Below are 23,866 nucleotides of genomic sequence, written 5' to 3'. Positions count from 1 at the left end.
AGGCAGTAAGATTGAAATGAAAGCATTCGAATTCGACAGCAGTCTCATTGAGAACTACGCGCACTTTTCGCAATCGTTCAGCGCCTTACGCGCGACAGATCTAAAGTCGCAGGTCGAAGCACTCTATCAAGACGGCCATTTCTGGCCGGACCCGCTCTTGTCATTGAACCCACGCTATGAAGAAGGCCCGACAACTGCTGAACTCATTTCTACGGGAGATTTGGATAAAGCTACCGGTGAAATTTTCCGGTTCGGAGCTGAGCCACTTCGGTTCCATCGGCATCAAGCTCAAGCAATCGCTAAAGCGCGTGCAGGTCAAAGTTTTGTCGTTACGACAGGTACGGGATCTGGCAAGTCTCTCTGCTTCTTTGTTCCAATCGTCGACGCTATCGTAAGGGCAAAAAAAGCGGATAAATCTCGGCGAACAAGAGCCATCATTGTCTATCCGATGAACGCTCTCGCAAATAGCCAGATTAAAGAAATCGAAAAGTTTATTTCTCAGTCTGGCCTACCCAAGGAGCTCCTACCGACTGTCGCCCGCTACACGGGTCAGGAAGGTCAGGAGGAGCGACAACGCATCGCGGCCAATCCTCCCGACATCTTGCTAACAAACTTCATGATGGCGGAGCTTTTGCTAACTCGCCAAGACGAGCAGGACACCCGAGTCGTCGAGAACACAAAGGGCCTGGAGTTTATCGTTCTTGATGAACTTCACACCTACCGCGGACGACAAGGTGCTGATGTAGCTATTCTGGTTCGGAGATTGAGAGATCGGTGTGCGGGAGAAAAAGCACCGATTTGTATCGGCACGTCGGCAACTATGGCTAGCGAAGGAAGCGACGATGGGCGGGCTCTGGCCGTCTCACAAGTTGCTTCACGACTGTTCGGTGCCAGCATCGGTCCCGACGCCGTTATTGACGAGGCGCTTCGGCGTTCAACTGACGATTCTATAGAGCTTGCAGATGTCACCCCCGCTCTTGGAGAAACGATTAGCCAAGGCATTCCATCAGAACTCACTGACGACGAACTTAGGAAGCATCCTTTAGCTGTTTGGTGTGAGCTGGCACTCGGTTTGGACGATGGCAAGGATCTTAAGCGCAAGCGACCAATTCCATTTGGAGAAGCTGTTCAAGAGCTAATGAAAACCTCCGGAGAGAGCGAAGATCAATGTCAGCAGGTGTTGGAAACCTTTCTCACTCTCGTAAGTCTGCCCGAAAAGGAAAGAGGCGGATCAGGTGATGCTGCATTTCTCGCGTTCAAGCTGCATAGGTTTGTTTCCGGTGCTGGTGAGTTTTTCACCACCCTAACCGATCACCCGAGAACTGTTCTTTTAGATGGCCAACTGGAGGATCCGAACAACCCTGGCCACAGAATGTACCCGACGCGCTTTTGTCGCGAGTGCGGTCAAGAATATCACGTCGTCACAAAAGTGGAACGAGACGGCCTAACCAGTTTCATTCCTCGAAACATTGATGACACCCCTATCGACGACGATGAAGAAGAAGACATTGCCGGATACCTGACCCCTACTGGTGAAGGCGACGCAGAATACCGCTTTACTGGGGACATCGAGAGCTATCCTGAAACCTGGGTTGAAGAGCACCGCGGTGTCGAACGATTGCGTTCTTATAGACGCGCACGCGCCCCTCAGCCCGTGACGGTTGGCGCTGACGGTCGTCTAGGTTCAAGCGGAATGGACTTTTGGTTCTTGCCGGGAAAATTCGGTTTCTGCACCTGCTGCCTGCATGAGCCGCCAACTGGCATGCGCGAAAGAAGCAAATTAGCCGGCCTTTCAGGCGAAGGCAGAAGCTCTGCGACCACGTTGCTGGTCTCAACCGCGCTTGAATGGTTGAACGCTCCAAGCAGCAATGTCCCGAAAGACAAACGCAAGCTTCTTGGCTTTACGGACAATCGGCAGGACGCAGCGCTACAAGCTGGGCATTTCAACGATTTCCTGTTTGTCAGCTTACTGCGTGGAGCAATTCTTCGGGCTGTGTTGGACGAAGGGTCCTATGGGTTGCGCGAGGAAGAGTTTGGACTGCGCGTCGTTCGTGCTCTCGGGTTCACAGCTAACAACAAAGATGCACGCGTTCACTGGATGCTGGATCCGACGGCGGGTACGGTCATCAGAGGAGAAGCAGAGCGCGCACTCGCGAAGGTCATGGCACATCGCGTTTGGACAGATCTTCGACGCGGTTGGCGTTTTACAAATCCAAGTCTGTCGATCTTGAATCTCGTCGCTTTGGACTTTGTTGGCCTCGATGAAATTGCAGGAGACCAGGAACGCTTTACTGCAATTCTTCCGGAGTTCGGTGCTTTACCTACGCAAGACAGACGCGAGGTTCTGCGCACGTTCCTCGAAGCCATGATCGAAGGTTTGGCCGTCCGGACAGAGGCACTCGAACTGCCCATACTCGACACGACCGCCCAGAATTCGAGAAGCCTGCTGCGAGCTCCTTGGTCGATTGATCAGAAGGAAAGTCTTCAAGGGCAGTCAATTTTGTACTTACAGCCTCCGAGGCGCGGCAACATCGGCCTTAGGGAAGAAAAAACAATTCTACGTGCTGGCCATAACTCTAGAATTGCCAAGCTAATCAATAAGCGCAGCATGCTCGGCGTCAAACTAGGCAAGGACGATTACCTGAGGGTGATGGAAGAAGTCCTTTCGTACCTGAGCGAAGAAGGGCTGCTGACCCCAGTGAGCCTGGATGACGACCATCAGGGTTGGCAACTTTCACCGTCGGCTGTGCGATTGGTGCCTGGCGCTGCGGTGAATGACGCCCAATTCCGTGGAAACGCCTACTTTCATGATCTTTACACCAGCATCGCGGCAGATCTCAAAGGCGGACACAGCAGTTATTGGGGTCTCGAGAGCCGCGAACATACGGCACAGGTGACCCAGCTACAGCGAGAATGGAGAGAATGGCGTTTCCGGTTTGAGGATGATGATATTGCCAAGCTCGAGGAGAATGCTCTCCAAATCAAAGAAAGCGGTGAGTCAGTCCAGTTTTTGCCAGCAATGTTCTGCTCACCTACAATGGAGTTGGGCGTCGATATATCTGCACTGAACGCGGTTTATCTTCGAAACGTACCCCCGACGCCTGCAAACTACGCACAACGCGCGGGACGCGCCGGTCGCTCAGGTCAGGCAGCTGTCGTCTTCACTTATTGTGCAGCGCAATCACCACATGATCAGTACTTTTTCGAACGTCGGAACGACATGGTCTCTGGTATCGTCAAACCACCGGCACTCGATATCACCAATCGTGATTTGGTCACTTCCCACCTACACGCTGTGTGGTTAGCAGAAGCGAAACTCGCACTGTCACCGGATATTCCGCTGATCCTGGATCTTGAGAATGAAGACTATCCACTCAAACCAGAGATCTTAACCGTTGTTCAGGCATCAAGCCTAGTGGAGCGGTCCAAGGCGCCGATGGGTCGCGTGCTAGCACAAATTCTCCATTCTCTGGGTGGGGAAATGCCGAAATGGCTGACGTCCCCAGAAGAGTTTGTGGCAGAGGTTGCAGCGGAAGCACCGCGCGAGTTCGACAAAGCATTCAACCGATGGAGAGAACTTTACAATTCTGCAAGAACACAACTGATTGAAGCCAACAAGAAGTCCCAGCAGGCTGGCTTGTCCGCTTCTGACAGGCGAAAGATCAGGGCCGCGCAAGCCCAGGCCAACGACCAAATCACAATCCTTGAGCAAGGAAAGGCGTCAAACGGGTCCGACTTTTATTCTTACCGCTATCTTGCCACGGAAGGTTTCCTACCGGGATACAATTTCCCGAGGCTTCCTCTCTATGCGTTCGTGCCCGGTGAGGGGAAAAGCGGGGCTTACTTACAGCGCGCAAGGTTTCTTGCAATCGCAGAGTTTGGACCAAGAAGCCTAATATACCATGAGGGCCGCGCATTCCGGGTTATGAAAGCAAAACTGCCGCCGGAAACACGGACTGCCGATGGGCAAGAACTGGCAACAAAAGAAATCACGATCTGCCCAAACTGTGGCGCCTCGCATGAAGAGGAAGTCGAACGTTGCCATGCCTGTGATCACTCTATGGCTGGTGAGCTGCCCGTTAAGAGAACTCTCAGAATTGACAACGTTGAGGCGGCCCCTGCGGAGCGTATCACTGCAAATGACGAAGAGCGTGTCCGGCAAGGTTTCGAAATTCAAACCGTTTTCTCATGGCCGCAAAAGGCTGGAAAATCTAACATCACTGAAGCGCAGTACCTTGCCGGAGGTAAGCGCCTGCTCGACCTGCAATATGCGAACAGCGCAGAGATAAGCCGAATTAATAAAGGGTTACGACGCCGCAGGGACCAGACTGTTCTTGGTTTCCTGATCGACCCACGGACAGGATACTGGGCGAAAACACCAGACGAAGATGCAGATACGGATCCCCCACCAGACGCTGTGCAACCAGTCCGGATCGTGCCAATCGTACGCGATCACAAGAACGCCCTCTTGTTCAGGTTTCATCGCCCCGATCTCTATGAACCAGAGACCTTGGCGACCGTTCAACATGCACTGATGCGCGGCATCGAAGTCGTGTTTCAGCTTGAAGAAGGGGAGATACTTGGTGAGCCGCTACCAAAACGCGATGATCGGCGCACGATTCTGGCGTATGAAGCAACAGAAGGGGGCGCCGGCGTCCTAAGTCGCCTTGTAGAAGACGAGAACGCGCTGCGCCGGGTTGCGCTCGCAGCTCTGAATTTGATGCACTTCAAGGAAGTAGATGCGGCCGTCGCGGACGGTGATGCATCGTTACTCAAAGATGCGGACGATGCATGTGTCCGCGGCTGCTACCGATGCTTGCTGTCTTACTTTAACCAGCCAGATCATGAGTTGATTGACCGAGTAAGCGACGAGGCCAAGCAACTCTTGGTGGATCTTGCAAGGGGCGAATTGACCACTTCCGCGACTTCAGGAACAAGCTCTTCTGCCGAAGCTTGGATTAGTGCATTTACTCAAGCGGAATTGCCATCTCCAGATGCAAAACCGATCATGTTTGGCGAGCAGCAGGCGCAATTCGCCTGGCGGGATCACTACGTTGCAGCAGCAATCGGGCAGGCTTCCGAGCAAGCAAATGATATTGCCGCCGAGAAAGGTTGGACAATTGTGTCACTGCCTGCTGAGCCGAATGAAGGTGTTCCCACGGAACTGATCGAATTACTTGGCGGAGCACATCATGACTGAAGCATTCTCACCCGGAGACTTGGTACGGGCCCGCGGTCGTGAATGGGTCGCACTACCTCCTCCAAAAGAAGGTCTTCTCGCGCTCAGACCACTCACTGGAAACGAGAAAGATACTGTCGTTCTTGATCCAACCCTGGAGTTGGAAAGCGTTGAAGCCGCGCGCTTTGATTTGCCGGATGACGCTGCTGTAACGGTACAATCGAAAGCCGCTCTGTTGTCGGACGCACTTCGGCTTACTCTGAGGCGCGGCGCTGGACCCTTTCGTTCAGCGGCAAATCTCGCCTTCGAACCCCGGATTTATCAGCTAGTTCCTCTGCTCATGGCAATGCGCATGCCAGTGCCAAGGCTATTGATTGCTGATGATGTTGGTATCGGCAAGACGGTCGAAGCCGGACTTATTCTTCGGGAGCTGATGGATCGTGGAGAAGTTGACACTTTTTCGGTCCTTTGCCCTCCCCATCTTGTTGATCAATGGATCATGGAATTGAACTCCAGGTTTGGGATCGAAGCTGTCGCCGTCACATCTAGCTCTGCTGCGCGGCTTGAGCGAGGCCTGCCGCTGGCGCAATCTCTCTTTGACGCATATCCGTTCACGGTCGTCAGCTTGGATTATATCAAAGCCGACAAACGCCGAGACGGATTTGCTAAGGCTTGCCCGGATTTCGTGATTGTTGATGAAGCGCACGCATGTGTTGGGACGCACAAAGGCAAGCAGCAGCGCTTTGAACTATTGTCTGGTCTCGCAAAGGATCCTGAACGACGGATCATTATGCTGACTGCAACCCCGCATTCGGGAGACGAGGAAGCGTTCTCACGGTTGCTTTCACTCATCGATCCTGCCTTTGCCTCGTTAGCATTTGATGATGCTCGATATCGTGAAAGACTGGCACGCCACTTTGTTCAACGCCGTAGAATCGATCTTGTTTCAAAGGACTGGGGAGAAGATCGCGCGTTTCCAAAGCATGAAACGACGGAAGCGTCCTATCGGCTGACCCAAGAGCATTTGGACTTCCAAGAACAGGTTTTGGACTATTGCCTCGGTGTTGTCGAAAGAGCTGGAGACGCCCAACGAGATAGGCGATTGGCATTTTGGGGCACGCTTGCGCTGATGCGTTGTGTCGGCTCGTCGCCAGCGGCTGCATTGAGCGCTCTGAGAAACCGGATGTCCAACGAGGCAGATCGGTTGGAACCACAGGTTTTTGATGAGGACGGCGATGATGAAGACGCGGTGGATGTTGAGCCCAGCGCATCTTTCTCCGTGGATGAAGCATTAGCCGATCTCATTCAGAGCGCGGAAGACTTGGTAGCGGCCAAAGACCCAAAGCTCGCAGCGCTAATTGGCATTCTGAAACCGATGATAAAGGATGGAGCCAATCCAGTTGTATTCTGTCGATACCTGGCAACGGCGGAACATGTAAGGGATGGATTGAGAAAAGCCTTCCCCAAATTGACGGTTGAGGCTGTCACCGGAGTGCTGACCCCTGATGAACGGCGTGATCGGGTTGCAGACATGGCCCCTGACGATGACGAGGAAAATCCACCTCAACGCATTCTAGTTGCGACGGACTGCCTCTCTGAGGGGATCAACCTCCAGCAAATTTTTGATGCGGTTGTTCACTACGATCTCAGTTGGAACCCAACTCGACATCAACAACGAGAAGGTCGTGTAGATCGTTTTGGCCAGCCGGCCGAATTGGTTCGGTCCATCATGATGTTCTCTCCCGACAGCGCCATTGATGGCGCCGTGCTAGACGTAATTCTCCGAAAAGCGGAAGAAATCCGTAAAGCGACCGGGGTAACTGTTCCACTGCCCGACGACCGGGCTCCCGTTACCGACGCGCTCATGGCCGCGATGATGCTCAAAAAGGGTGGAACCCGACAACTGGCTTTTGATCTGCGCCTCGATGACGGAACCCAAATTATGGAAGCAGTTTGGAGAGATGCGTCCGAGAAAGAAAAGGCGTCACGTGCACGCTTCGCCCAAAACGCAATGAAACCAAACGAAGTGGCTCCGGAATGGGAAAAAGTCGCAAACCTGCTTGGATCTCCAGAAGACGCGAAAACCTTTCTCGAACGCTCCATGTCTCGGTTTGGTGTACCGCTCGAAGAAAAGAAATCGCTCGTACGCGCTCACGTTCATGCGCTTGATCTTCCACTGAAGGAGCGTTTGGAACAAAAGGCTCTGACTGGAACAATTAAGCTGGCCCTGTCTGAACCGGCTCCATCTGGTACAGCTCTATTGACGCGAACGCACCCGCTTACTGCAACGCTTGCGGAAACACTGGTCGAGGCGTCATTGGATCCAGCCTCATTGCACGACCTCGGCATTGGCAGACTGGGAGCTTGGCCTACCAACAAGGTCGAAAAGGTCACAAGACTCGCCTTGTTGAGAATTCGCTACAAACTTCGGGTTCACGCACGAAGAGAGCGGTTACTGCTTGCCGAAGAGTCCGCCCTGGTGGCCCTAGAAGGCGAACAGTTGGTTTGCAGCGGGGATGATGCGCGCCAGCTTTTGAGCGCAACAGCTTCCGGAAACCTTGCCCCAGTTGCGCGTGAGAGATTCGTCAAACAGGCACAAGCGCAACTGCCCGGATTGCTAGAGGGTCCAATTGCGAAATACGTTGCCAAGCGCGCAGATGAGCTTGTCGACGACCATGCAAGAATCCGTGCTGCAACCGGTTCCGGATCGAAAGTTACAGTGGAGCCACTGCTCCCGCCTGATGTCATCGGACTGTTTGTTTTGATGCCAAGCGAGGAAGAATAATGGCTAGGAAACAGGTTGTTGATCTTTCGTCTTGGCCATCCCTAACTCTGGAAGGCAACATCATTGCGCCGGCAATGGTCGCCAAGGTCGACCAGCGCGGAGCCTCTGAGCAAGCCGAAGAGGACTATGGCGTCCGAAAAGGTTTGAGCATTCGGGAAGAGATTTCATTGGCTTTCCGAGTGGGGCAATCGCATTTCGACGATTTCCGAAAATCTGAAACGCCATCAACTGAAGCAACGCGTCGGTTTGTGCAGGGTTTGTTGAAAGAAGCCTTCGGATTTGATGACATGGCTGCGGCACCGGCGCCGGTTTCGCAGATCGCTGGAGGGCGCGCACCAGTCGTGATCGTTCCGCCAGAAGAAGAACTCGATAAGCGGAGCCCGACGCTTTCAGTCGAACGGTCTCTCTCACCTGCGTTTGCGCTGCAAGACTACCTTAACCAACATGAAGACGCCCTCTGGGGTCTTGTCACGAATGGTAAGTCGCTTCGGCTCATGCGCGACAATGCTTCGCTGACCCGTCCTGCCTACGTAGAAGCAGATCTGGAGCAGATCTTTTCAAACGAGGACATAGCCTCCTTCGCGGTACTCTGGCTGCTCATCCATAGATCCCGCTTTGGTAAAGCTGAAACCCCGGCGACGGATTGCGCATTGGAGCGGTGGCGCGAAGCCGGGTCAAAAGAGGGTGAAGCTGCTCGAGACCGATTGGCGGACCAAGTTCAGTTGGCTCTGAAATCACTAGGGTCAGGGTTTCTGGAAGCAAACCCGGATCTCCAGAACCAGCTGAAATCCGGCGAGGTGCCTCTGACCGACTGGTTTAACGAACTGCTCCGACTGGTTTATCGGCTTATTTTCCTGATGGTGGCTGAGGACCGCAACTTGCTTCATGCGCCCAATGCCAAGAAGGACGCACGTAAACTCTACGTGGACGGCTATAGCCTGGCACATCTGCGGTCACAGTGCGTTCGACGTTCCAGTTGGGATCGGCATCACGACCGCTACGAAGGTCTCAAGGTGGTTTTCGGCGCCTTGACGCAAGGTGAGCCCAAGCTGGCTCTACCAGCATTAGGTGGCCTGTTCGCACAGAATAAGACTTCTCGCCTCGACACCGCGAAACTCCGCAATAAGGCTTTTATGGAAGCTCTGTACCGACTTGCGTGGCTCAGCGACAAGTCCGGCATTATGCCGGTGAACTGGCGCGCGATGGAGACCGAAGAATTGGGGTCCGTTTACGAGTCTCTTTTGGAACTCCAACCTCAGTTATCCGATGACGGCAAAGAACTGCGTTTTGCATCGGAAGCCGCCGAGCAGAAGGGCAATCAGCGCAAGACCACCGGCTCCTACTACACGCCCGACAGCCTCGTTCAGGCGCTCCTCGACACGGCGCTCGACCCTGTGCTCGACAAGACAGAGGCCGAGTCGGACGACCCCGCCAAGGCGCTGCTAAAGCTTTCGGTGATCGACCCAGCCTGCGGCTCGGGCCACTTCCTGCTGGCCGCCGCCCGACGCATCGCCACACGGCTAGCGCGTATCCGGGCCGAGGGGACACCTTCGCTCGCCGATTTCCGCCATGCACTCCGTGATGTCGCGCGCTGCTGTATCAATGGCGTAGACCGCAATCCGATGGCGGTGGAATTGACCAAAGTCGCGCTCTGGATCGAGACGGTGGACCCCGGCCTTCCCCTAGGGTTCTTCGATGCGCAGATTCGCTGTGGCGATGCGCTGCTCGGTATCTTCGACCTGAAAGTGCTGGAGGACGGTATCCCCGACGCCGCCTACAAGCCGTTGGCCGGAGACGACAAGGACACAGCCAAGTACTACAAAAAGGCCAATCAGGACTCGACAAAGGGTCAAGGTGGATTCGACTTCGGCACCGGTCAGGCCTCCATGCCCGCAATGAAACCGCTGGCGCTGGATTTCTCAGGCTTCCGCGATCTGCCTGAGGACACGGTGGAGCAGATCGGTGCAAAGGCAATGCGGTTCAAGGAGCTGCGCAAGGGGCAGACTTTTGTTCGCGCCGCCGCGGCTGCGGACCTCTATGTGGCAGCCTTCCTGCTGCCCAAGGTTGGCGGCGCACCGGCAGGGGCGTCAGCCCGCACCGTGCCGACAACCGAGGAACTGTGGATGGCCCTCAATCAGGGCAAGATGCGACAGGCGATGTTGGATGCTCCGAAGGCCGCGCGCAGAGCGCGCGCCTTTCACTGGCCGTTGGAGTTTCCGGACATCATGCAGCGCGGCGGGTTCGACGTGGTGCTAGGAAATCCGCCTTGGGATACAATGAGCCCTGACTACAAGGAGTTCTTCTCGGTCCACAATCCAGATATCCGCCACATGTCGCCCGCCGAGCAAAAAGTGGCATATGACCAGTTACTGGCAAACCCAATCATCGAAGCGCAGTGGGATCAGTATTGCGCCGATCTCTACGCGGCCGTCCATTTTATCAAGTCCAGCGGACGCTACCGGCTCTTTGCCGAAGGCAATCTCGGAAAAGGAGACTTCAACGTCTACCGCATGTTCGTAGAAACGGCGTTGGCGGCAACCAAAGAAGGATGCGTCGCTGCACAGTTTGTTCCCGAAGGCCTCTACAATGGGGCGAATGCTACCGCGATCCGCAAAGAACTGTATTCCGCCTTCAGATTGGAGCATCTCGCAGGTTTCGAGAACACCAAGGGAATCTGGTTTCCGAGAATCGACACACGCATGAAGTTCTGCCTTTATGTCGCTTGGAAAGGTGAAACGACGAACGCTTTTCATGCGACCTTCCGCGTTAACACATCTGGCAAGCTTCAAGAGTTCATGACAGGCGGCGGCCTGAACATCCCTATCTCGGTGATCGAAGAATTCTCGCCGGACGCGGTGGCGGTGATGGAGTTCGCTGCACAATCTGAAGTCGACATCTGCGCCCGAATGTATGCGTTTTATCCCAAATTCGGAGCAAAGATAGAAGGTTTGCCATATCGCCACTACATGGCCGAAGCACATATGGGTAACAATCGCGACTTGTTCTCCGATGGCGACGAAGGCTTGCCAGTCTTCGAAGGTCGGATGATTGACGCCTATGACTATCGCGCCAAAGGTTATGTCTCAGGTCGTGGCAGGTCAGCAGTTTGGGATGACTTTCCGTTTGGTTCGCCGCAAAAAAGGATCCAACCTCAGTGGCGCATACTACCTGAAAAAGTGCCTGACAAGCTGGGCAGGAGGACGGACCAATATCGGATTGGATTCGGCGATGTAGCAAGTCCGACCAACCAACGTGCGCTGATCGCAGGCCTCATTCCTCCAGCGTCAATCTGTGGCGACAAGGTTCCTACCATAATCCTAAGCGGCGATGAACAAGATCATTTGCTTTGGCTGGGAGTAGCAAATTCTTTGGTAATGGATTTTCTTGTGCGAAAGAAAGTTTCTTTGAAGATGTCTTTCACCGTTATGGATAGCCTGCCATTTCCGCGTGACTTCCAAAAAACGCCAGCGGCGAATGAGATTGTTCGAAGGGTTTGTGCGCTGTGCGCGGTGGGCCCTGAGATGGAGGAGTTCCGTGAGACGGCAGTTCGCGATGGTATCCTTGATAGTGTTGACTGCGTGATCGAGAATCCTGACCAAAGAGCGGTTTTAGCCGCTGAAATAGATGCTCTGGTCGCGCGCGACGTATTCCAGATGGAGAAGGAAGAAATGCTCTACATCCTCGATCCTGACAACATTTTGGGTAAGGATTGTGGTGTCGAAACCTTCAAGGCGCTTCGCAATGCCGAACTGCGTGCCTTCGGCGAATTCCGCACTCAAAGATTGATCGAGGAAGCATGGGACCGGATTCAAGCTAACCGCGACTTCAGCGCGAAGGGGATATAGAGGATGGAGTTCTTCCTGGCCTTGTTGTTCGTCCTCGCTCTGCTGGTCTTTTTGCTCTGGCTCTTGCTGGCGCTAATCCTCCGCGGGGTGCGCGTAGTCGGGTGGGACACCAATATCTCGTTTGAGCGCGCAGGACGCTTCATCGGGCAGTGCAACGTGCCAGGCCTTTCACCGATCCTGCGGTTCTTTGCCGAAAGAAAGGCTGAACGGGACCGACGCGAGGAGGAAGCGCGACGCAAAAAAGCCGAGGCCGAAGCCCGCGCCTGTGCAGAGCGCGACAGGGCACAGAAGGAACATGATGAGCTGGTCGAGCGGCCAATCCCCCCGGATATCAAGCGGGATATGCGCGCCTTTTTGGATGGCTCGTTCGTCGGTGAAGACCGCTCGCCATTGGCCTATGTCGGATACAGGGTTGGAAAGACCCGTGGTCTCGCCAGTCGTGAAAGGCAAGGGCGGCTGGATGTCTGTTTCCGGATCGAGATCCCATCAGACCTTGATTCCAAATACCAGGGATGGGGCGCACCCGCGACATACCAGCGGTTCCGTTCAATTGAGAAGCATCTGAAAATGTTGGCCGATTTGCGGCGCGGTCGAAACAACCAACGGTTTGCTGTTGCGGATTGGGAAGAAGACCGCCAGTGGTTTCTGCGCGAGTACCGCGAATTGGCCGGGTTGTTGCGGCGCCACCCTCCACGGCGTTACTGGTGAAGGATAGCTATGGCAATTGAGTTTCCCCAATCCTTTGTAACTTATTCCGCCAGCGAACAAGCGGCGTGGCAGAACGGCTTCCGCAAGAAACTCGGCCAAGAAAATGGATGGGCGGCTTTTGGATCGACAACGGCGAAAGGAACGATTTTTCTAGCATCAGGCAGTGATAACGGATCCTGGTATGTCGCAATCGACCACCCAGGCGTTGCCGCAGAGCTTCCGTTTCCAAAAGCTCGCGTTACACACCCCGGTATCGCCGCCTACAGCGCCGCACAGATGTCCGAGCTGTATCCGGTGCTAACACGTGTTTACGAGCTGTCCGTGAGCCTACCAGACGGCCCTCTGGAGGAGTTTCAGGTTGCAACCGAGGGTTTGCCGGAGAAAACCGAAGCAGAGCGGTTGGTCAAGCAGCGCATCGGTCAGGATATTTTCAGAAATCGTTTGATCTCTTATTGGCAGGGTCGCTGCCCGATTTCGGACATTTCTGACACTGAGCTCCTTAGAGCCTCACACATTAAGCCGTGGAAAGACTGCGAAACTGATGCTGAGCGGTTGGACGTCCACAACGGGATTTTGCTGTCAGCATTATGGGACGCAGCATTCGACAAGGGTCTGGTGACTTTCAAAGACGATGGGACACCTTGTTTTTCGAGTAAACTTTCCGCGCCGGCAATGAGCTCGTTGTCCGGACATTCCAAGCGGATCTCTGGTCTAACTGCTGGGCACAAGGAGAACCTGATCTGGCATCGCGATCAGGTGTTCAATCCTTGAGAAACTGAAATCTATCCTTCGACACCCGCATAAGGCGACTTACCTCCTCTCCCCTGCACTATTATCACGAAACCGTGCAAACTTATGGGCAAATCGTGCAAACTTATGGGGTGCGTGAAGGTTTGTGCGCGTCCCTACAAACCGCTCAAAAATCCAAATTCTCCACGCTCAGAGCATTCTTTTGAATGAATTCACGGCGTGGCTCTACCACATCACCCATGAGTTTGGTGAACAGATCATCGGCCTCGACCATATCATCCACGCGTACTTGCAAAAGGGTCCGTGCGTCCGGGTCCAGCGTTGTTTCCCAGAGTTGATCGGGGTTCATCTCTCCCAAACCTTTGTAGCGTTGCAGCGACAAGCCCTTTTCGCCCTCCTCCAGAATCGCGCGCAGCAGGTCGAGCGGGCCGTGTATGACTTGACCCCGATCGCGACGCACCAACGTTGCGGGGGTGTTGTAGACCTCTTGCAGGCTTTGGGTGAAACTGCCGGTTTTACGGGCCTCACCCGAGCGCAACATGGGGCCGTCCAGTGTGCGCACTTCTTCCACACCGCGCAGGATGCGCGCGAGGCGGATGCCGTGATCCTGTGTGATGCGGCCTTGCCAGCCGCGTTCGTACTCCAGTGCAATCAAGTCAAGGCGCGCCGCGACCTTGTCGGCCACGCCCTGCAAATCGGCATCAACAGCGCCGGGCACGAAGGCACCGGCTACAGCAGCCTGCTCCAGAATATGGCGCGGATAATGCGTTGGGAAGGCGTCCAGCACTCGCTTCAGCTGGCGCGCTTCATCCACTACGCGGGTCAGGTCCTGGCCGATGATTTCCTCGCCCGAGCCTAATTTAAGTACTGCACCTTCGACGCCCTGATTGATCAAATAATCATCCAGCGCGGCCTGGTCCTTCAAGTAAACCTCTGATTTACCGCGAGAAACCTTGTATAGTGGTGGTTGAGCGATGTAGAGATACCCGCCCTCGATCAACTCTGGCATTTGCCGGTAGAAGAAGGTCAACAAGAGGGTGCGGATATGCGCGCCGTCAACATCTGCGTCCGTCATAATGACGATTTTGTGGTAACGCAGTTTTTCGATGTTGAATTCGTCGCGGCCAATGCCGGTGCCTAGCGCCATCACGAGGTTACCGATCTCTTGGCTCGACAACATCCGGTCAAACCGCGCCCGTTCCACGTTCAATATTTTGCCACGCAAAGGCAGAACAGCTTGAGTCAGCCGATCCCGACCGGTCTGGGCAGAACCACCAGCCGAGTCCCCCTCGACCAGGAAAACTTCAGTCTTGGACGGATCTTTTTCAGAGCAATCCTTCAGCTTACCAGCCAGATAGTTCACATCCATCGCAGTCTTGCGGCGGGTCAATTCGCGAGCTTTACGGGCGGCCTCGCGCGCTAAAGCCGCCTCGATGATCTTACCGACAATCCCCTTAGCCTCATTCGGGTTCTCTTCGAACCATTCAGCCAGCTTCTCGTTCATCAGACCTTCGACCGCCGGGCGCACCTCAGAGCTGACCAGCTTGTCCTTGGTCTGGGACGAGAATTTCGGGTCGGGCACTTTCACCGATAGCACGCAGGTCAGTCCTTCGCGTGCATCGTCACCGGTAAAGCTGACCTTTTCCTTCTTCGCGATCCCGCTGGACTGAGCATAGTTGTTGATCGTCCGGGTCAGTGCACCACGGAAGCCAGCCACATGGGTGCCGCCATCGCGCTGCGGGATGTTGTTGGTGAAGGGCAGCACGGTCTCATGATAACTGTCATTCCACCACATCGCGATTTCCACGCCGATATCGTCACGCTCGCCCTTGATATAAATCGGTTCGGGCATCGCCGGTGTCTTGGACCGGTCGAGATATTTGACAAACTCTTTGACGCCACCCTCGTAGAACAGTTCGGTTTCCAGCCGCTCAGCAGGGCGTTCGTCGATCAGAATAATCCGCACGCCTGAGTTCAGGAAAGCCAGCTCGCGCAAGCGCTTTTCCAGCGTCTCAAACGAGTATTCGAGGTTCGAAAACGTGTTGGTCGAGGCCAGAAATCGTACCTCGGTTCCCGTGCGATCGCCACACTCGCCAACGACTTTCAGATGTTCCGCCGTCTCTCCACCTTCAAAACGCGCCACATGTTCCTTGCCGGCCCGCCAAATGCGCAGTTCCAGCCAATCGGATAGCGCATTCACCACCGAGACGCCCACTCCATGCAGACCGCCTGACACCTTGTACGAGTTGCTGTCGAACTTACCGCCAGCGTGCAGTTGGGTCATGATGACTTCAGCCGCTGAAACGCCTTCCTCGGGGTGGATATCCACCGGGATTCCACGTCCATTGTCGCTGACCGAAACGCTGGAATCCGCGTGAATTTTTACAGTCACATGGTCGGCATGACCGGCCAGTGCCTCGTCAATTCCGTTATCGACAACCTCGTACACCATATGGTGCAGACCCGAACCATCATCCGTATCCCCGATATACATACCGGGACGTTTGCGAACTGCCTCTAAGCCTTTGAGAACTTTTATGGAATCAGCGCCGTATTCTTGGGGTGCCTGTGCGTCTTCGGACATGCCGTTAGTACCTATATTATTTTGGTAACTTATACGTTTTCTGGTGGGGATTGTCACGTGCTCCCCCCATATTTTGTGGTTCTGATCCGCTTAATTTGCGGATCAAAGCCGATCAAGGTCTGCTGCAATATCCTCGGCAATTTCTGCCGCGTTCACATCGTCCCGTTCGGCTGACAATCGCAACCCCAGAAGGTCGGATTGATAGCGCGCCGCCAAGCGATCCGGGTCATGACTTGGCGCGATTTCTCCGGCCTTCTGCGCGCTGCGAAAGAGGTCCGCAAAACAAACTTTCATGTCAGCCATATGGGACTGCGCCTGATCAGCCAGATCATGGTCTTTGGCTTGCAATTCCGCATAAGTCTTCGCCAACATGCAGGCTTTTGTTGGCAGCTCCGACGCCTCGATCACACGACGAGGTTGCACCTTAAGAGCACCAAGCGGGCCCAATTCCTGCGCCAAAGCCTTCATATTGGCAACCCCTTCCTGAGTATACCGCTCTAACGCCAGGGCGTAGAGCGCATCTTTCGACCCGAACGCCGCGTAGAAGCTGCCCGGTTTAAGCTTCAGCTCTCGCTCGAGATCCTTAAGCGACGTCCCCGCCCAGCCGTGACGCCAGAAAATATCTCGCGCCTGCGCGATAAGCGCGTCTCGGTCATATGAGGGTTTGCGGGGCATCGTTTCACCAATTCTTGAACGTTCGCTCAAATATATACTTGAGTGATCACTCAAGAAACCCTAAATACGACTCATCGCGCCAGAAACAGGAGTTTTGACATGGCCAATTTCCCGTCTCACGACCTAGAAACCGCCCCGGAAGGGTCCAAGCCGCTGCTTGAGAAATCTCAGGCTGCATTCGGCCGCCTGCCCGGTCTTCATAAAGTAATGGCTGAAAGCCCCCAGCATCTGGAAGGCTATCAGGTTCTGCACGGCCTGTTTCTGCAGACCGATTTCAACAACGACGAAAAAACCGTTGTCTGGCAAACCATCAATGTCGAAAACGAATGCCATTACTGCGTGCCTGCGCATACCGGCATCGCAAAGATGATGAAGGTCTCTGACGAGATCACCGAGGCGCTGCGCAACGAAACTCCGCTGCCCACGGCCAAGCTGGAAGCGCTACGCACCTTTACCCTGCAAGTGATGGAAACCCGTGGAAACCCGACTGAAGAACAGCTGCAGGCCTTCTTTGACGCTGGCTATTCCCACCGTGCGGTCCTGGATGTCGTACTGGGTCTGGCACAAAAAACCATGTCGAACTACGTCAACCACATGGCCAAAACCCCGGTCGACGAAGTGATGCGCGGCTTCCTTTGGGAACGCAAAGTCGGCGAGCCTGCCTAAACGCTGACGACCGAGCCCTCGTCGCCTTCGGTAACGACCAGCGTTTGGGCTCGATCCCCCAATTCCGCAAATAGCTCAGGCCCGGTGCCCGTCATCCAGGCCTGTGCGCCCAGCGCACAAATCTCATCATACAACGCAGCGCGCCGACCCGCATCCAGATGCGCGGCCACCTCATCCAGCAATACAATAGGAGGTGCTCCAACCATCTCAGCCAACGCTCGCGCGTTTGATAGGATCAGCGATACCAGCAGTGCTTTCTGCTCACCGGTCGAGCAATCTTTGGCAGGAACGCCCTTGGCGGAATATACACCATACAGGTCTGATCGATGCGGGCCGACCAAAGTCCGCCCGGCGGCCAGATCGCGTAACCGGCTTTCATCCAAAGCTTCTCGCAAGTCTTCCGCCGTCTCAGGCATTGCACCTTCGGTTTGAACCAATTCAAGATCCGCTGACGGAAAGGCCGTCTCAGCTTTATCCTGTGCTGAGCGCAGATACTCCAACGCACTCAACCGCGCGGCGTGGATGCGATGCCCCATCTCGGCCATCTGCCCTTCCAGCGCCGCGTACCAATGGGCATCGCGAACTTGTTCTTTCAGCAACCGGTTCCGCTCGCGCATCGCTTTTTCATAGGTCAGAGATGCCTCGGCATGTGCCGGATCAAAACTCAGCGCGATCCGGTCGAGGAACCGCCGCCGCCCTTCAGCCCCTTCGATCCAGAGACGGTCCATCGATGGGATTAACCAAACTACCCGCGCCAGCTTTCCCAATTCAATCTGGCTTGAGGTTTTCTCATCAATCCGCACTTGCCGCGCCGCACCACCTTCGGACCAGGTTTCAATCTCGAAATTCTGTCCTTGCGCATTCAATAGCCCAATCAGCTTCCACCCCAGCGCCTCGGGGCGCCGTGTCATCTCAGCGGCGCTTGCCCGCCGCATCCCGCGCCCGGGTGAAAACAGAGAAACCGCTTCCAGGATGTTGGTCTTACCGGCACCGTTCGGCCCATGGATCGCCACTGGCCGCTCGTCCAACGACAGGCGTGCCAGCTTATGAGACCGAAAATGCGAGACCGTAAGCTCGGTCAGGGCCAATCCCATGACCCCTCTCTTTCGTTAGAGATCACCCAGTCGAGGCAATCAGACGCGCATCGGCATTACGACGTATACTGCGCTTTGGTCGTTGCCTTCGCGCATCAGTGTCGGATCACCCGCCGAGTTGAACATAAACACCGCATTTTCACGATCCACCTGAGACGCGATTTCGAGCAGGTATTTAGCGTTGAACCCGATCTCCAGGCGCTCATCCCCGTAAGCAACTGCCAGCTCTTCCTCAGCCGCACCACTGTCGGGTGCATTCACTGACAGAATCAGCTTATCCGCATCCAACTGCAGTTTGACGGCCCGCGACCGCTCGGACGAAACTGTCGCCACACGATCCACGGCCTGCGCGAATTCAGCCGCGTCCACTTCTAACTTGCGCGTGTTACCTTGCGGGATGACACGTGTGTAATCCGGGAACGTTCCGTCGATCACTTTCGAGGTGAGCGTGATGTCAGGCGTTGCAAACCGCACCTTGGTTTCGCTGACAGAGACGGCGATGTCCATCTCGTCATCATCCAGCAGCTTGCGCAGTTCGCCCACGGTTTTGCGGGGCACGATCACGCCCGGCATATCCGCTGCACCATCCGGCAGATCCGCATCGATCCGTGCCAAGCGGTGACCATCAGTCGCCACGCAACGCAGTACCTTGCCGCCCTCGGAACCATCCGCAACGTGCATGTAAACGCCGTTCAAATAATATCTCGTCTCTTCCGTGGAAATGGCAAACTTCGATTTATCGAACAGCCGGCGCAACAATGCCGCCGACGCCGTAAAGTTCGATTGGTATTCTGAAGACGCCATAACCGGGAAATCTTCTTTCGGCAGTGTGGCCAGAGAAAAATTCGAGCGCCCCGCTTCCACGGTCAACCGCCCAGCTGCACTATCTGCGGTCAGGGTCACCAGCGCCCCATCGGGCAGTTTGCGTACGATCTCATGCAGCGTTGTGGCCGCAACAGTCGTGGCGCCCGCTTTCTCCACCTGCGCGGGGGCCTTGTCGACCACTTCGATGTCCAGATCGGTGGCACGAAACAGCGCCTGATCGCCTTCGGCCTCGATCAGCACGTTGGCAAGTATGGGAATCGTGTTGCGACGTTCGACAACTGACTGGGCCTGCGAAACGGCCTTGAGAAGGGTGCCGCGTTCGATGCTGATCTTCATACCCTCTGTTCCTTTGACTTGCGTGCCGAAATAGGCGGGACTGGCACGTTAGCGTCTCAGCCCTGAGGCACAAGGATTTTTTACGGATTTCTGGGTCGGATTGCCTCGGTGGTCAAGAGCAGCGCGCGTGAAACACACCAGATCATTCTCAACCGTGGACAATAGCGCACAAGAAAACACCCCGAACGCAATAGCCCGGGGTGTTTTTCAAGGATTCAGTGCGGTTTAGGCTTCCAAGGCCCGGCGCAGCATCTCAACATCTTCGGCAATCTGGCCATCGGTCAACTTCAGCTCTTCGATGCGCTTCACGCCATGCATGACCGTGGTGTGGTCGCGCCCGCCAAATCGACGGCCAATCTCAGGCAGCGACCGACTGGTCAGTTGCTTGCACAGATACATCGCCACCTGACGCGGACGCGCATAGGACCGCAGGCGTTTAGGGCCGATGATATCGCTGAGGCGGATGTTGTAATAATCCGAGACCTTTCGCTGGATCTCTTCGACGGTGATCTTGCGCTCGGAGGCGCGCAGTACATCGGCCAGACAATCCTGCGTCAGCTCCATATCGATCTCGCGCCCGACCAGCGAGGCAAAGGCAAAAAGGCGGGTCAGCGCCCCTTCCAGCACGCGCACATTGGTCGAGATGCGGTGTGCAAGGAACTCCAATACACCATCAGCAATGGTCAGATCGGGATAGGTGCTGCTGTACTGCTGCACTTTGTTCTGCAGGATTCCCAGACGCAATTCATAGTCTGTGGGATGAAGATCGACGACAAGGCCACATTGCAAGCGCGATTTCACGCGATCCTCAAGGTCTTTGATTTCGCCCGGAGCGCGGTCGGCCGAAATGATGATCTGCTTGTTCTGATCCACCAGCGCATTGAAGGTGTGGAAAAACTCTTCCTGCGTCGAATCCTTGCCAGCGATGAACTGCACGTCATCGACCATCAGCACATCGACCGAACGGAACAAGTGCTTGAAATCCATCATGCGGCGTTCACGCAAGGCCTGCACAAAGCGATACATGAACTGTTCCGCTGACAGATAAAGCACGTTCAACTCGGGGTGCTTGGTTTTCAACTCCCACGCAATCGCGTGCATCAGGTGGGTTTTACCCAGTCCAACACCGCCGTAGAGAACGAGCGGATTGAAAGTTACCGGGCCGCCCTCGGATACGCGGCGAGCTGCGGCATGTGCAAGTTCGTTGGGTTTGCCAACAACAAAGCTATCAAAGGTAAACCGTGCATCCAGTGGCGCAGCCTGTAGTGCTTCAAGCGCATCGTTGGCTGTATCTGTAACAGCGGGCCGGGTTTCTGGCGCGGGAGATGGCTTGGACTCTTCCACCAATGTGGGACGGGCTGACGAATTGGCCGCTGTGCGAAACGCTAAGCGCTGAACCTTTTCGCCCGATGTGTTCAGCTCATAGAGAATAAGGTCCGCAAAATTCTGACTGACATAGTTGCCCATGAAGTTGGTCGGCACCGAGAACACCGCTACACCATCCTGCAACTCCTGAAACTCCAAGGGTTCAATCCAGGTGGTAAAATTGTTCTTCCCAACCGCCTTCATCAATTTGCTACGCAGTTGTCCCCATTTCTCTTGTGTCATTCGGCGCCTCACGCATCCCATTCATTATTGGCCTTAAGGCCTTTTTTAATGTGTCCCGAATTACGGGCCTTTATGGCGCTCACACACAAGGGAACGTTTCGCCAAACCTGATGGTCTGGCGGGTACGCTCGAATATCATCGCAGTCCAATACAGCACGGCCCCAAAATGGGGGCACACCCGGAATCCGGGATGCGCATGATATTCCAATTTATCGACAGGGCCAGGATCTTCGGCTAACCCGAGACCCAGAGCAGATCGTCCAACTGACCGAAGCCAGCTTTCGAACATTCGTTCCCAAATCTTTCCGATGCCCGTCGGTCAGATCCTTGGAACAGCCTGTCCCCCCAAGCGAGTGAATCGCTGACTAAGTCGTAGCAAGAGCCCAAGGGTCCGGGCAACGAAACTCTGATATTGACTCGGGGTTCTGGGCGAAAGAATCTCTCGGCTTCGTGAAGACGCGGCTTTCCGGCAACAATGAAAAAGGCGTCGCAATCAGCGACGCCTTTTTCGTAAATCAACGCTTGACGCGTTTTCCCAAAGAATCAGCCCAGCGCTTTGACGCGCGCCGACAGGCGCGACATTTTGCGGGCTGCGGTGTTCTTGTGGAAGACGCCTTTGGTGACGCCACGCATCAACTCGGGTTGAGCGGCGCGCAGGGCTGCGGTAGCTGCGTCCTTGTCGCCGGATGCGATCGCTTCTTCAACTTTGCGCAGGTGGGTACGGATGCGCGAACGACGCGCTTTGTTGACGGCGAAGCGCTTTTCGTTCTGACGGGCGCGTTTCTTTGCCTGGGGCGAATTTGCCATGTGTCTCTGACCTTTTGTTCGGTACGGTTATCTTGGGTTGCGCGCCACGGACATATCCGCACCGGATCAGAAATCACGAGTGTGAGTCGGGCCAAGCGGGCCGCACGCGCATGTATGACGGCGGTCTCTAACCAAGTTTGGCAGGTTTGCCAAGCTGATTCTTCCAGTATGTGATGAGGGAAAAAGGCGGGGTCTGCCCGCCTAATATCACTAAGCGACGATTATGATCACTTGTCGCGGAACTGAGCCGCACGTTTTTCCAGAAACGCGGCCATGCCTTCTTTCTGGTCCTCTGTCGCGAACATCGAATGGAACACCCGACGCTCAAACAGCATGCCTTCGCTCAGCGGCAGCTCATAGCTGCGGTTCACAGCCTCTTTGGCCGCGATGGCCGTGATCTGCGATTTCTCTGCAATCTTCTGCGCCGCACCGGTTGCCTCTTCGATCAGCTTTTTGGCGGGCACGACACGACTGACCAATCCCGCGCGCTCGGCCTCTTCAGCGTCCATGAAGCGGCCTGTCAGGTTCATGTCCATCGATTTGGACTTACCAACGAAGCGGGTCAGACGCTGACTGCCACCAAGCCCCGCGATGACGCCCAGATTGATCTCAGGCTGGCCGAACTTGGCGGTGTCGGCAGCGATGATGAAATCGCACAGCATCGCCAGTTCACACCCGCCGCCCAGCGCGTAACCGGCAACGGCAGCGATGATAGGTTTACGGATCGCGGAAACCCTATCATTGGCGTCCGCAAACAGATTAACGTCGAACACATCGACAAAGCTCATTTCGGACATTTCCTTGATGTCCGCACCGGCGGCAAAGGCCTTGTCCGAGCCGGTGATGACGATGCAGCGCACCTTGTCATTGCTATCCGCATCTTCCAGCGCCTCGCACAGCTCACCCAGCAACTGGGTGTTCAGCGCGTTCATCGCATCGGGGCGGTTGAGCTTGATAAGGGCGACGTGGTCTTCGATTTCGACGATGATCGTCTCAAAAGCCATGAGGTGTAAGCTTCCGGTTGTTCCGTTCAGGTACGATTCCTTATCACGCGATTTCGCTGGATCAAGTTATCTTTGGCATTGCGCGCAATAGAAGGATGAGCGACCGGACTGGGTGATTCTCTTGATTTCAGCGCCACAACCCTCGGTTCGACAAGGCTCTCCTTCGCGACCGTAGACGTCGAAGCTGTGTTGAAAATATCCAAGTTCTCCATCGGCTTGGCGGAAATCGCGCAGCGATGACCCACCCGCTTCAATCGCATCCTGCAACACTTTTCTGATGATCGGCACAAGGGCCGCAACGCGTGGCGCAGAAATCTGTCCCGCTTTGCGACGTGGCGACACCTTGCCGCGATAAAGCGCTTCGCAGACGTAAATATTACCCAAACCGGCAACGATTCCCTGATCCAACAACGCCGATTTGACCGGGCTGTTCTTGCCTTTGAAGGCGTCTATCAGGTGCTGTTCGTGAAAATCATTACCCAACGGTTCAGGTCCCAGAACCGATAGCAGCTTGTGCTGCTCCGCCGTTGCCGTCGGCAGCAGATCCATTGCCCCGAACCGGCGCGGATCGTTGAAGGTGATGCGTGCGCCATTAGCCATATGAAACACCACGTGATCATGTTTCTGCGCCATCGGATGCTCATGCGCATACTGTCCGAGCGGATCGCCAGAGACCGTCATCCGCCCCGACATGCCCAGATGGATCAACAACGTCTCGGCACTGCTGAGATCCGCCAGAATGTACTTCGACCGTCGCCGCAGCCGATCCACCCGTTGCCCCGTCAGCCGCTCGGCCATCCGAGCCGGGAAAGGCCAACGCAAATCGGGGCGATTCACATCCGCCCTTTCGATCACTGCGCCCTCCATTGCGGGGCTCAGGCCGCGTCTTACTGTCTCGACCTCGGGCAATTCGGGCATTACAGGGCTCCTATTCCAAAGGGCCGCATTGTGCCCGCCTCTTATCGCCCTATAACAGAGGCGAAATTCGACAAACGGCAAG

The 23,866-nt window shown here is 55.3% G+C and carries 14 protein-coding genes; 6 read left to right on the top strand and 8 right to left on the bottom strand.

Features of this window, described 5'->3' with window-relative positions:
* The first annotated feature begins 16 nt into the window (after positions 1-16).
* The 5 genes from ACR0NM_RS13785 (at position 17) to ACR0NM_RS13765 (ending at position 13,288) form a co-directional block, all read left to right on the top strand.
* Complete coding sequence (locus ACR0NM_RS13785) at positions 17-5,200, top strand: DEAD/DEAH box helicase (protein ID WP_480615230.1); 5,184 nt, start codon at positions 17-19, stop codon at positions 5,198-5,200.
* Entirely contained in the window at positions 5,193-7,964 is a 2,772-nt protein-coding gene (locus ACR0NM_RS13780; RefSeq protein ID WP_480615228.1) for a helicase-related protein, read from the top strand. The genes ACR0NM_RS13785 and ACR0NM_RS13780 overlap by 8 nt, the downstream gene beginning before the upstream one ends.
* 797 nt (positions 7,965-8,761) lie before the next feature.
* On the top strand, positions 8,762-11,809 hold the full coding sequence (locus tag ACR0NM_RS13775; protein ID WP_480615226.1) for an Eco57I restriction-modification methylase domain-containing protein: 3,048 nt from the start codon (positions 8,762-8,764) through the stop codon (positions 11,807-11,809).
* Positions 11,810-11,812: 3 nt separating this feature from the next.
* Positions 11,813-12,517, top strand: a complete 705-nt coding sequence (locus tag ACR0NM_RS13770) for a hypothetical protein (RefSeq protein WP_480615224.1) — start codon at positions 11,813-11,815, stop codon at positions 12,515-12,517.
* Between the two features lie 9 nt (positions 12,518-12,526).
* On the top strand, positions 12,527-13,288 hold the full coding sequence (locus tag ACR0NM_RS13765) for an HNH endonuclease (protein ID WP_480615222.1): 762 nt from the start codon (positions 12,527-12,529) through the stop codon (positions 13,286-13,288).
* A 145-nt stretch (positions 13,289-13,433) separates the two neighbouring features.
* Here the strand turns inward: ACR0NM_RS13765 and gyrB are convergent, their stop codons facing one another.
* Both gyrB and ACR0NM_RS13755 read right to left on the bottom strand, forming a co-directional pair.
* Entirely contained in the window at positions 13,434-15,851 is a 2,418-nt protein-coding gene (gene gyrB / locus ACR0NM_RS13760; protein ID WP_170395385.1) for a DNA topoisomerase (ATP-hydrolyzing) subunit B, read from the bottom strand.
* Positions 15,852-15,953: 102 nt separating this feature from the next.
* On the bottom strand, positions 15,954-16,526 hold the full coding sequence (locus ACR0NM_RS13755) for a TetR/AcrR family transcriptional regulator (protein WP_170613687.1): 573 nt from the start codon (positions 16,524-16,526) through the stop codon (positions 15,954-15,956).
* Positions 16,527-16,625: 99 nt separating this feature from the next.
* On the opposite strand from ACR0NM_RS13755, the gene ACR0NM_RS13750 reads away from it, so the two are divergent.
* A complete protein-coding gene (locus tag ACR0NM_RS13750) occupies positions 16,626-17,192 on the top strand; it encodes a carboxymuconolactone decarboxylase family protein (RefSeq protein WP_170423365.1) in 567 nt (188 codons plus the stop codon).
* Here ACR0NM_RS13750 and recF read toward each other — a convergent pair.
* The 6 genes from recF to mutM all read right to left on the bottom strand — a co-directional run bounded on the left by recF (position 17,189) and on the right by mutM (position 23,784).
* The gene (recF, locus tag ACR0NM_RS13745; protein ID WP_480615219.1) at positions 17,189-18,286 is read right to left on the bottom strand and encodes a DNA replication/repair protein RecF; all 1,098 of its coding nucleotides are present in this window, start codon (positions 18,284-18,286) and stop codon (positions 17,189-17,191) included. The two genes, ACR0NM_RS13750 and recF, sit on opposite strands and share 4 nt — an antisense overlap.
* Positions 18,287-18,325: 39 nt before the next feature.
* Positions 18,326-19,447, bottom strand: a complete 1,122-nt coding sequence (dnaN, locus tag ACR0NM_RS13740; protein ID WP_170515339.1) for a DNA polymerase III subunit beta — start codon at positions 19,445-19,447, stop codon at positions 18,326-18,328.
* Positions 19,448-19,672: 225 nt separating this feature from the next.
* Complete coding sequence (gene dnaA, locus ACR0NM_RS13735) at positions 19,673-21,055, bottom strand: chromosomal replication initiator protein DnaA (protein WP_170395377.1); 1,383 nt, start codon at positions 21,053-21,055, stop codon at positions 19,673-19,675.
* Between the two features lie 543 nt (positions 21,056-21,598).
* Positions 21,599-21,862, bottom strand: coding sequence for a 30S ribosomal protein S20 (gene rpsT, locus ACR0NM_RS13730; protein WP_010442545.1), 264 nt, complete (start codon positions 21,860-21,862; stop codon positions 21,599-21,601).
* A 227-nt stretch (positions 21,863-22,089) separates the two neighbouring features.
* On the bottom strand, positions 22,090-22,866 hold the full coding sequence (locus tag ACR0NM_RS13725; RefSeq protein ID WP_170395375.1) for an enoyl-CoA hydratase: 777 nt from the start codon (positions 22,864-22,866) through the stop codon (positions 22,090-22,092).
* Between the two features lie 66 nt (positions 22,867-22,932).
* The gene (mutM, locus tag ACR0NM_RS13720) at positions 22,933-23,784 is read right to left on the bottom strand and encodes a bifunctional DNA-formamidopyrimidine glycosylase/DNA-(apurinic or apyrimidinic site) lyase (protein ID WP_170408657.1); all 852 of its coding nucleotides are present in this window, start codon (positions 23,782-23,784) and stop codon (positions 22,933-22,935) included.
* Positions 23,785-23,866: the final 82 nt, after the last annotated feature.

It is taken from the genome of Ruegeria sp. AF2, from assembly GCF_056542025.1.
The sequence above is the reverse complement of the archived record's forward strand: the minus strand, read 5'-3'. Positions and strand labels throughout refer to the sequence as shown.

Bases quoted from the DNA above. Each gene is read 5' to 3' on its own strand.
- dnaN (WP_170515339.1), bottom strand. From the start codon at position 19,447: ATGAAGATCAGCATCGAACGCGGCACCCTTCTCAAGGCCGTTTCGCAG.
- ACR0NM_RS13765 (WP_480615222.1), top strand. From the start codon at position 12,527: ATGGCAATTGAGTTTCCCCAATCCTTTGTAACTTATTCCGCCAGCGAA.
- dnaA (WP_170395377.1), bottom strand. From the start codon at position 21,055: ATGACACAAGAGAAATGGGGACAACTGCGTAGCAAATTGATGAAGGCG.
- gyrB (WP_170395385.1), bottom strand. From the start codon at position 15,851: ATGTCCGAAGACGCACAGGCACCCCAAGAATACGGCGCTGATTCCATA.
- ACR0NM_RS13780 (WP_480615228.1), top strand. From the start codon at position 5,193: ATGACTGAAGCATTCTCACCCGGAGACTTGGTACGGGCCCGCGGTCGT.
- ACR0NM_RS13750 (WP_170423365.1), top strand. From the start codon at position 16,626: ATGGCCAATTTCCCGTCTCACGACCTAGAAACCGCCCCGGAAGGGTCC.
- rpsT (WP_010442545.1), bottom strand. From the start codon at position 21,862: ATGGCAAATTCGCCCCAGGCAAAGAAACGCGCCCGTCAGAACGAAAAG.
- ACR0NM_RS13725 (WP_170395375.1), bottom strand. From the start codon at position 22,866: ATGGCTTTTGAGACGATCATCGTCGAAATCGAAGACCACGTCGCCCTT.
- ACR0NM_RS13785 (WP_480615230.1), top strand. From the start codon at position 17: ATGAAAGCATTCGAATTCGACAGCAGTCTCATTGAGAACTACGCGCAC.
- recF (WP_480615219.1), bottom strand. From the start codon at position 18,286: ATGGGATTGGCCCTGACCGAGCTTACGGTCTCGCATTTTCGGTCTCAT.
- ACR0NM_RS13755 (WP_170613687.1), bottom strand. From the start codon at position 16,526: ATGCCCCGCAAACCCTCATATGACCGAGACGCGCTTATCGCGCAGGCG.
- mutM (WP_170408657.1), bottom strand. From the start codon at position 23,784: ATGCCCGAATTGCCCGAGGTCGAGACAGTAAGACGCGGCCTGAGCCCC.
- ACR0NM_RS13770 (WP_480615224.1), top strand. From the start codon at position 11,813: ATGGAGTTCTTCCTGGCCTTGTTGTTCGTCCTCGCTCTGCTGGTCTTT.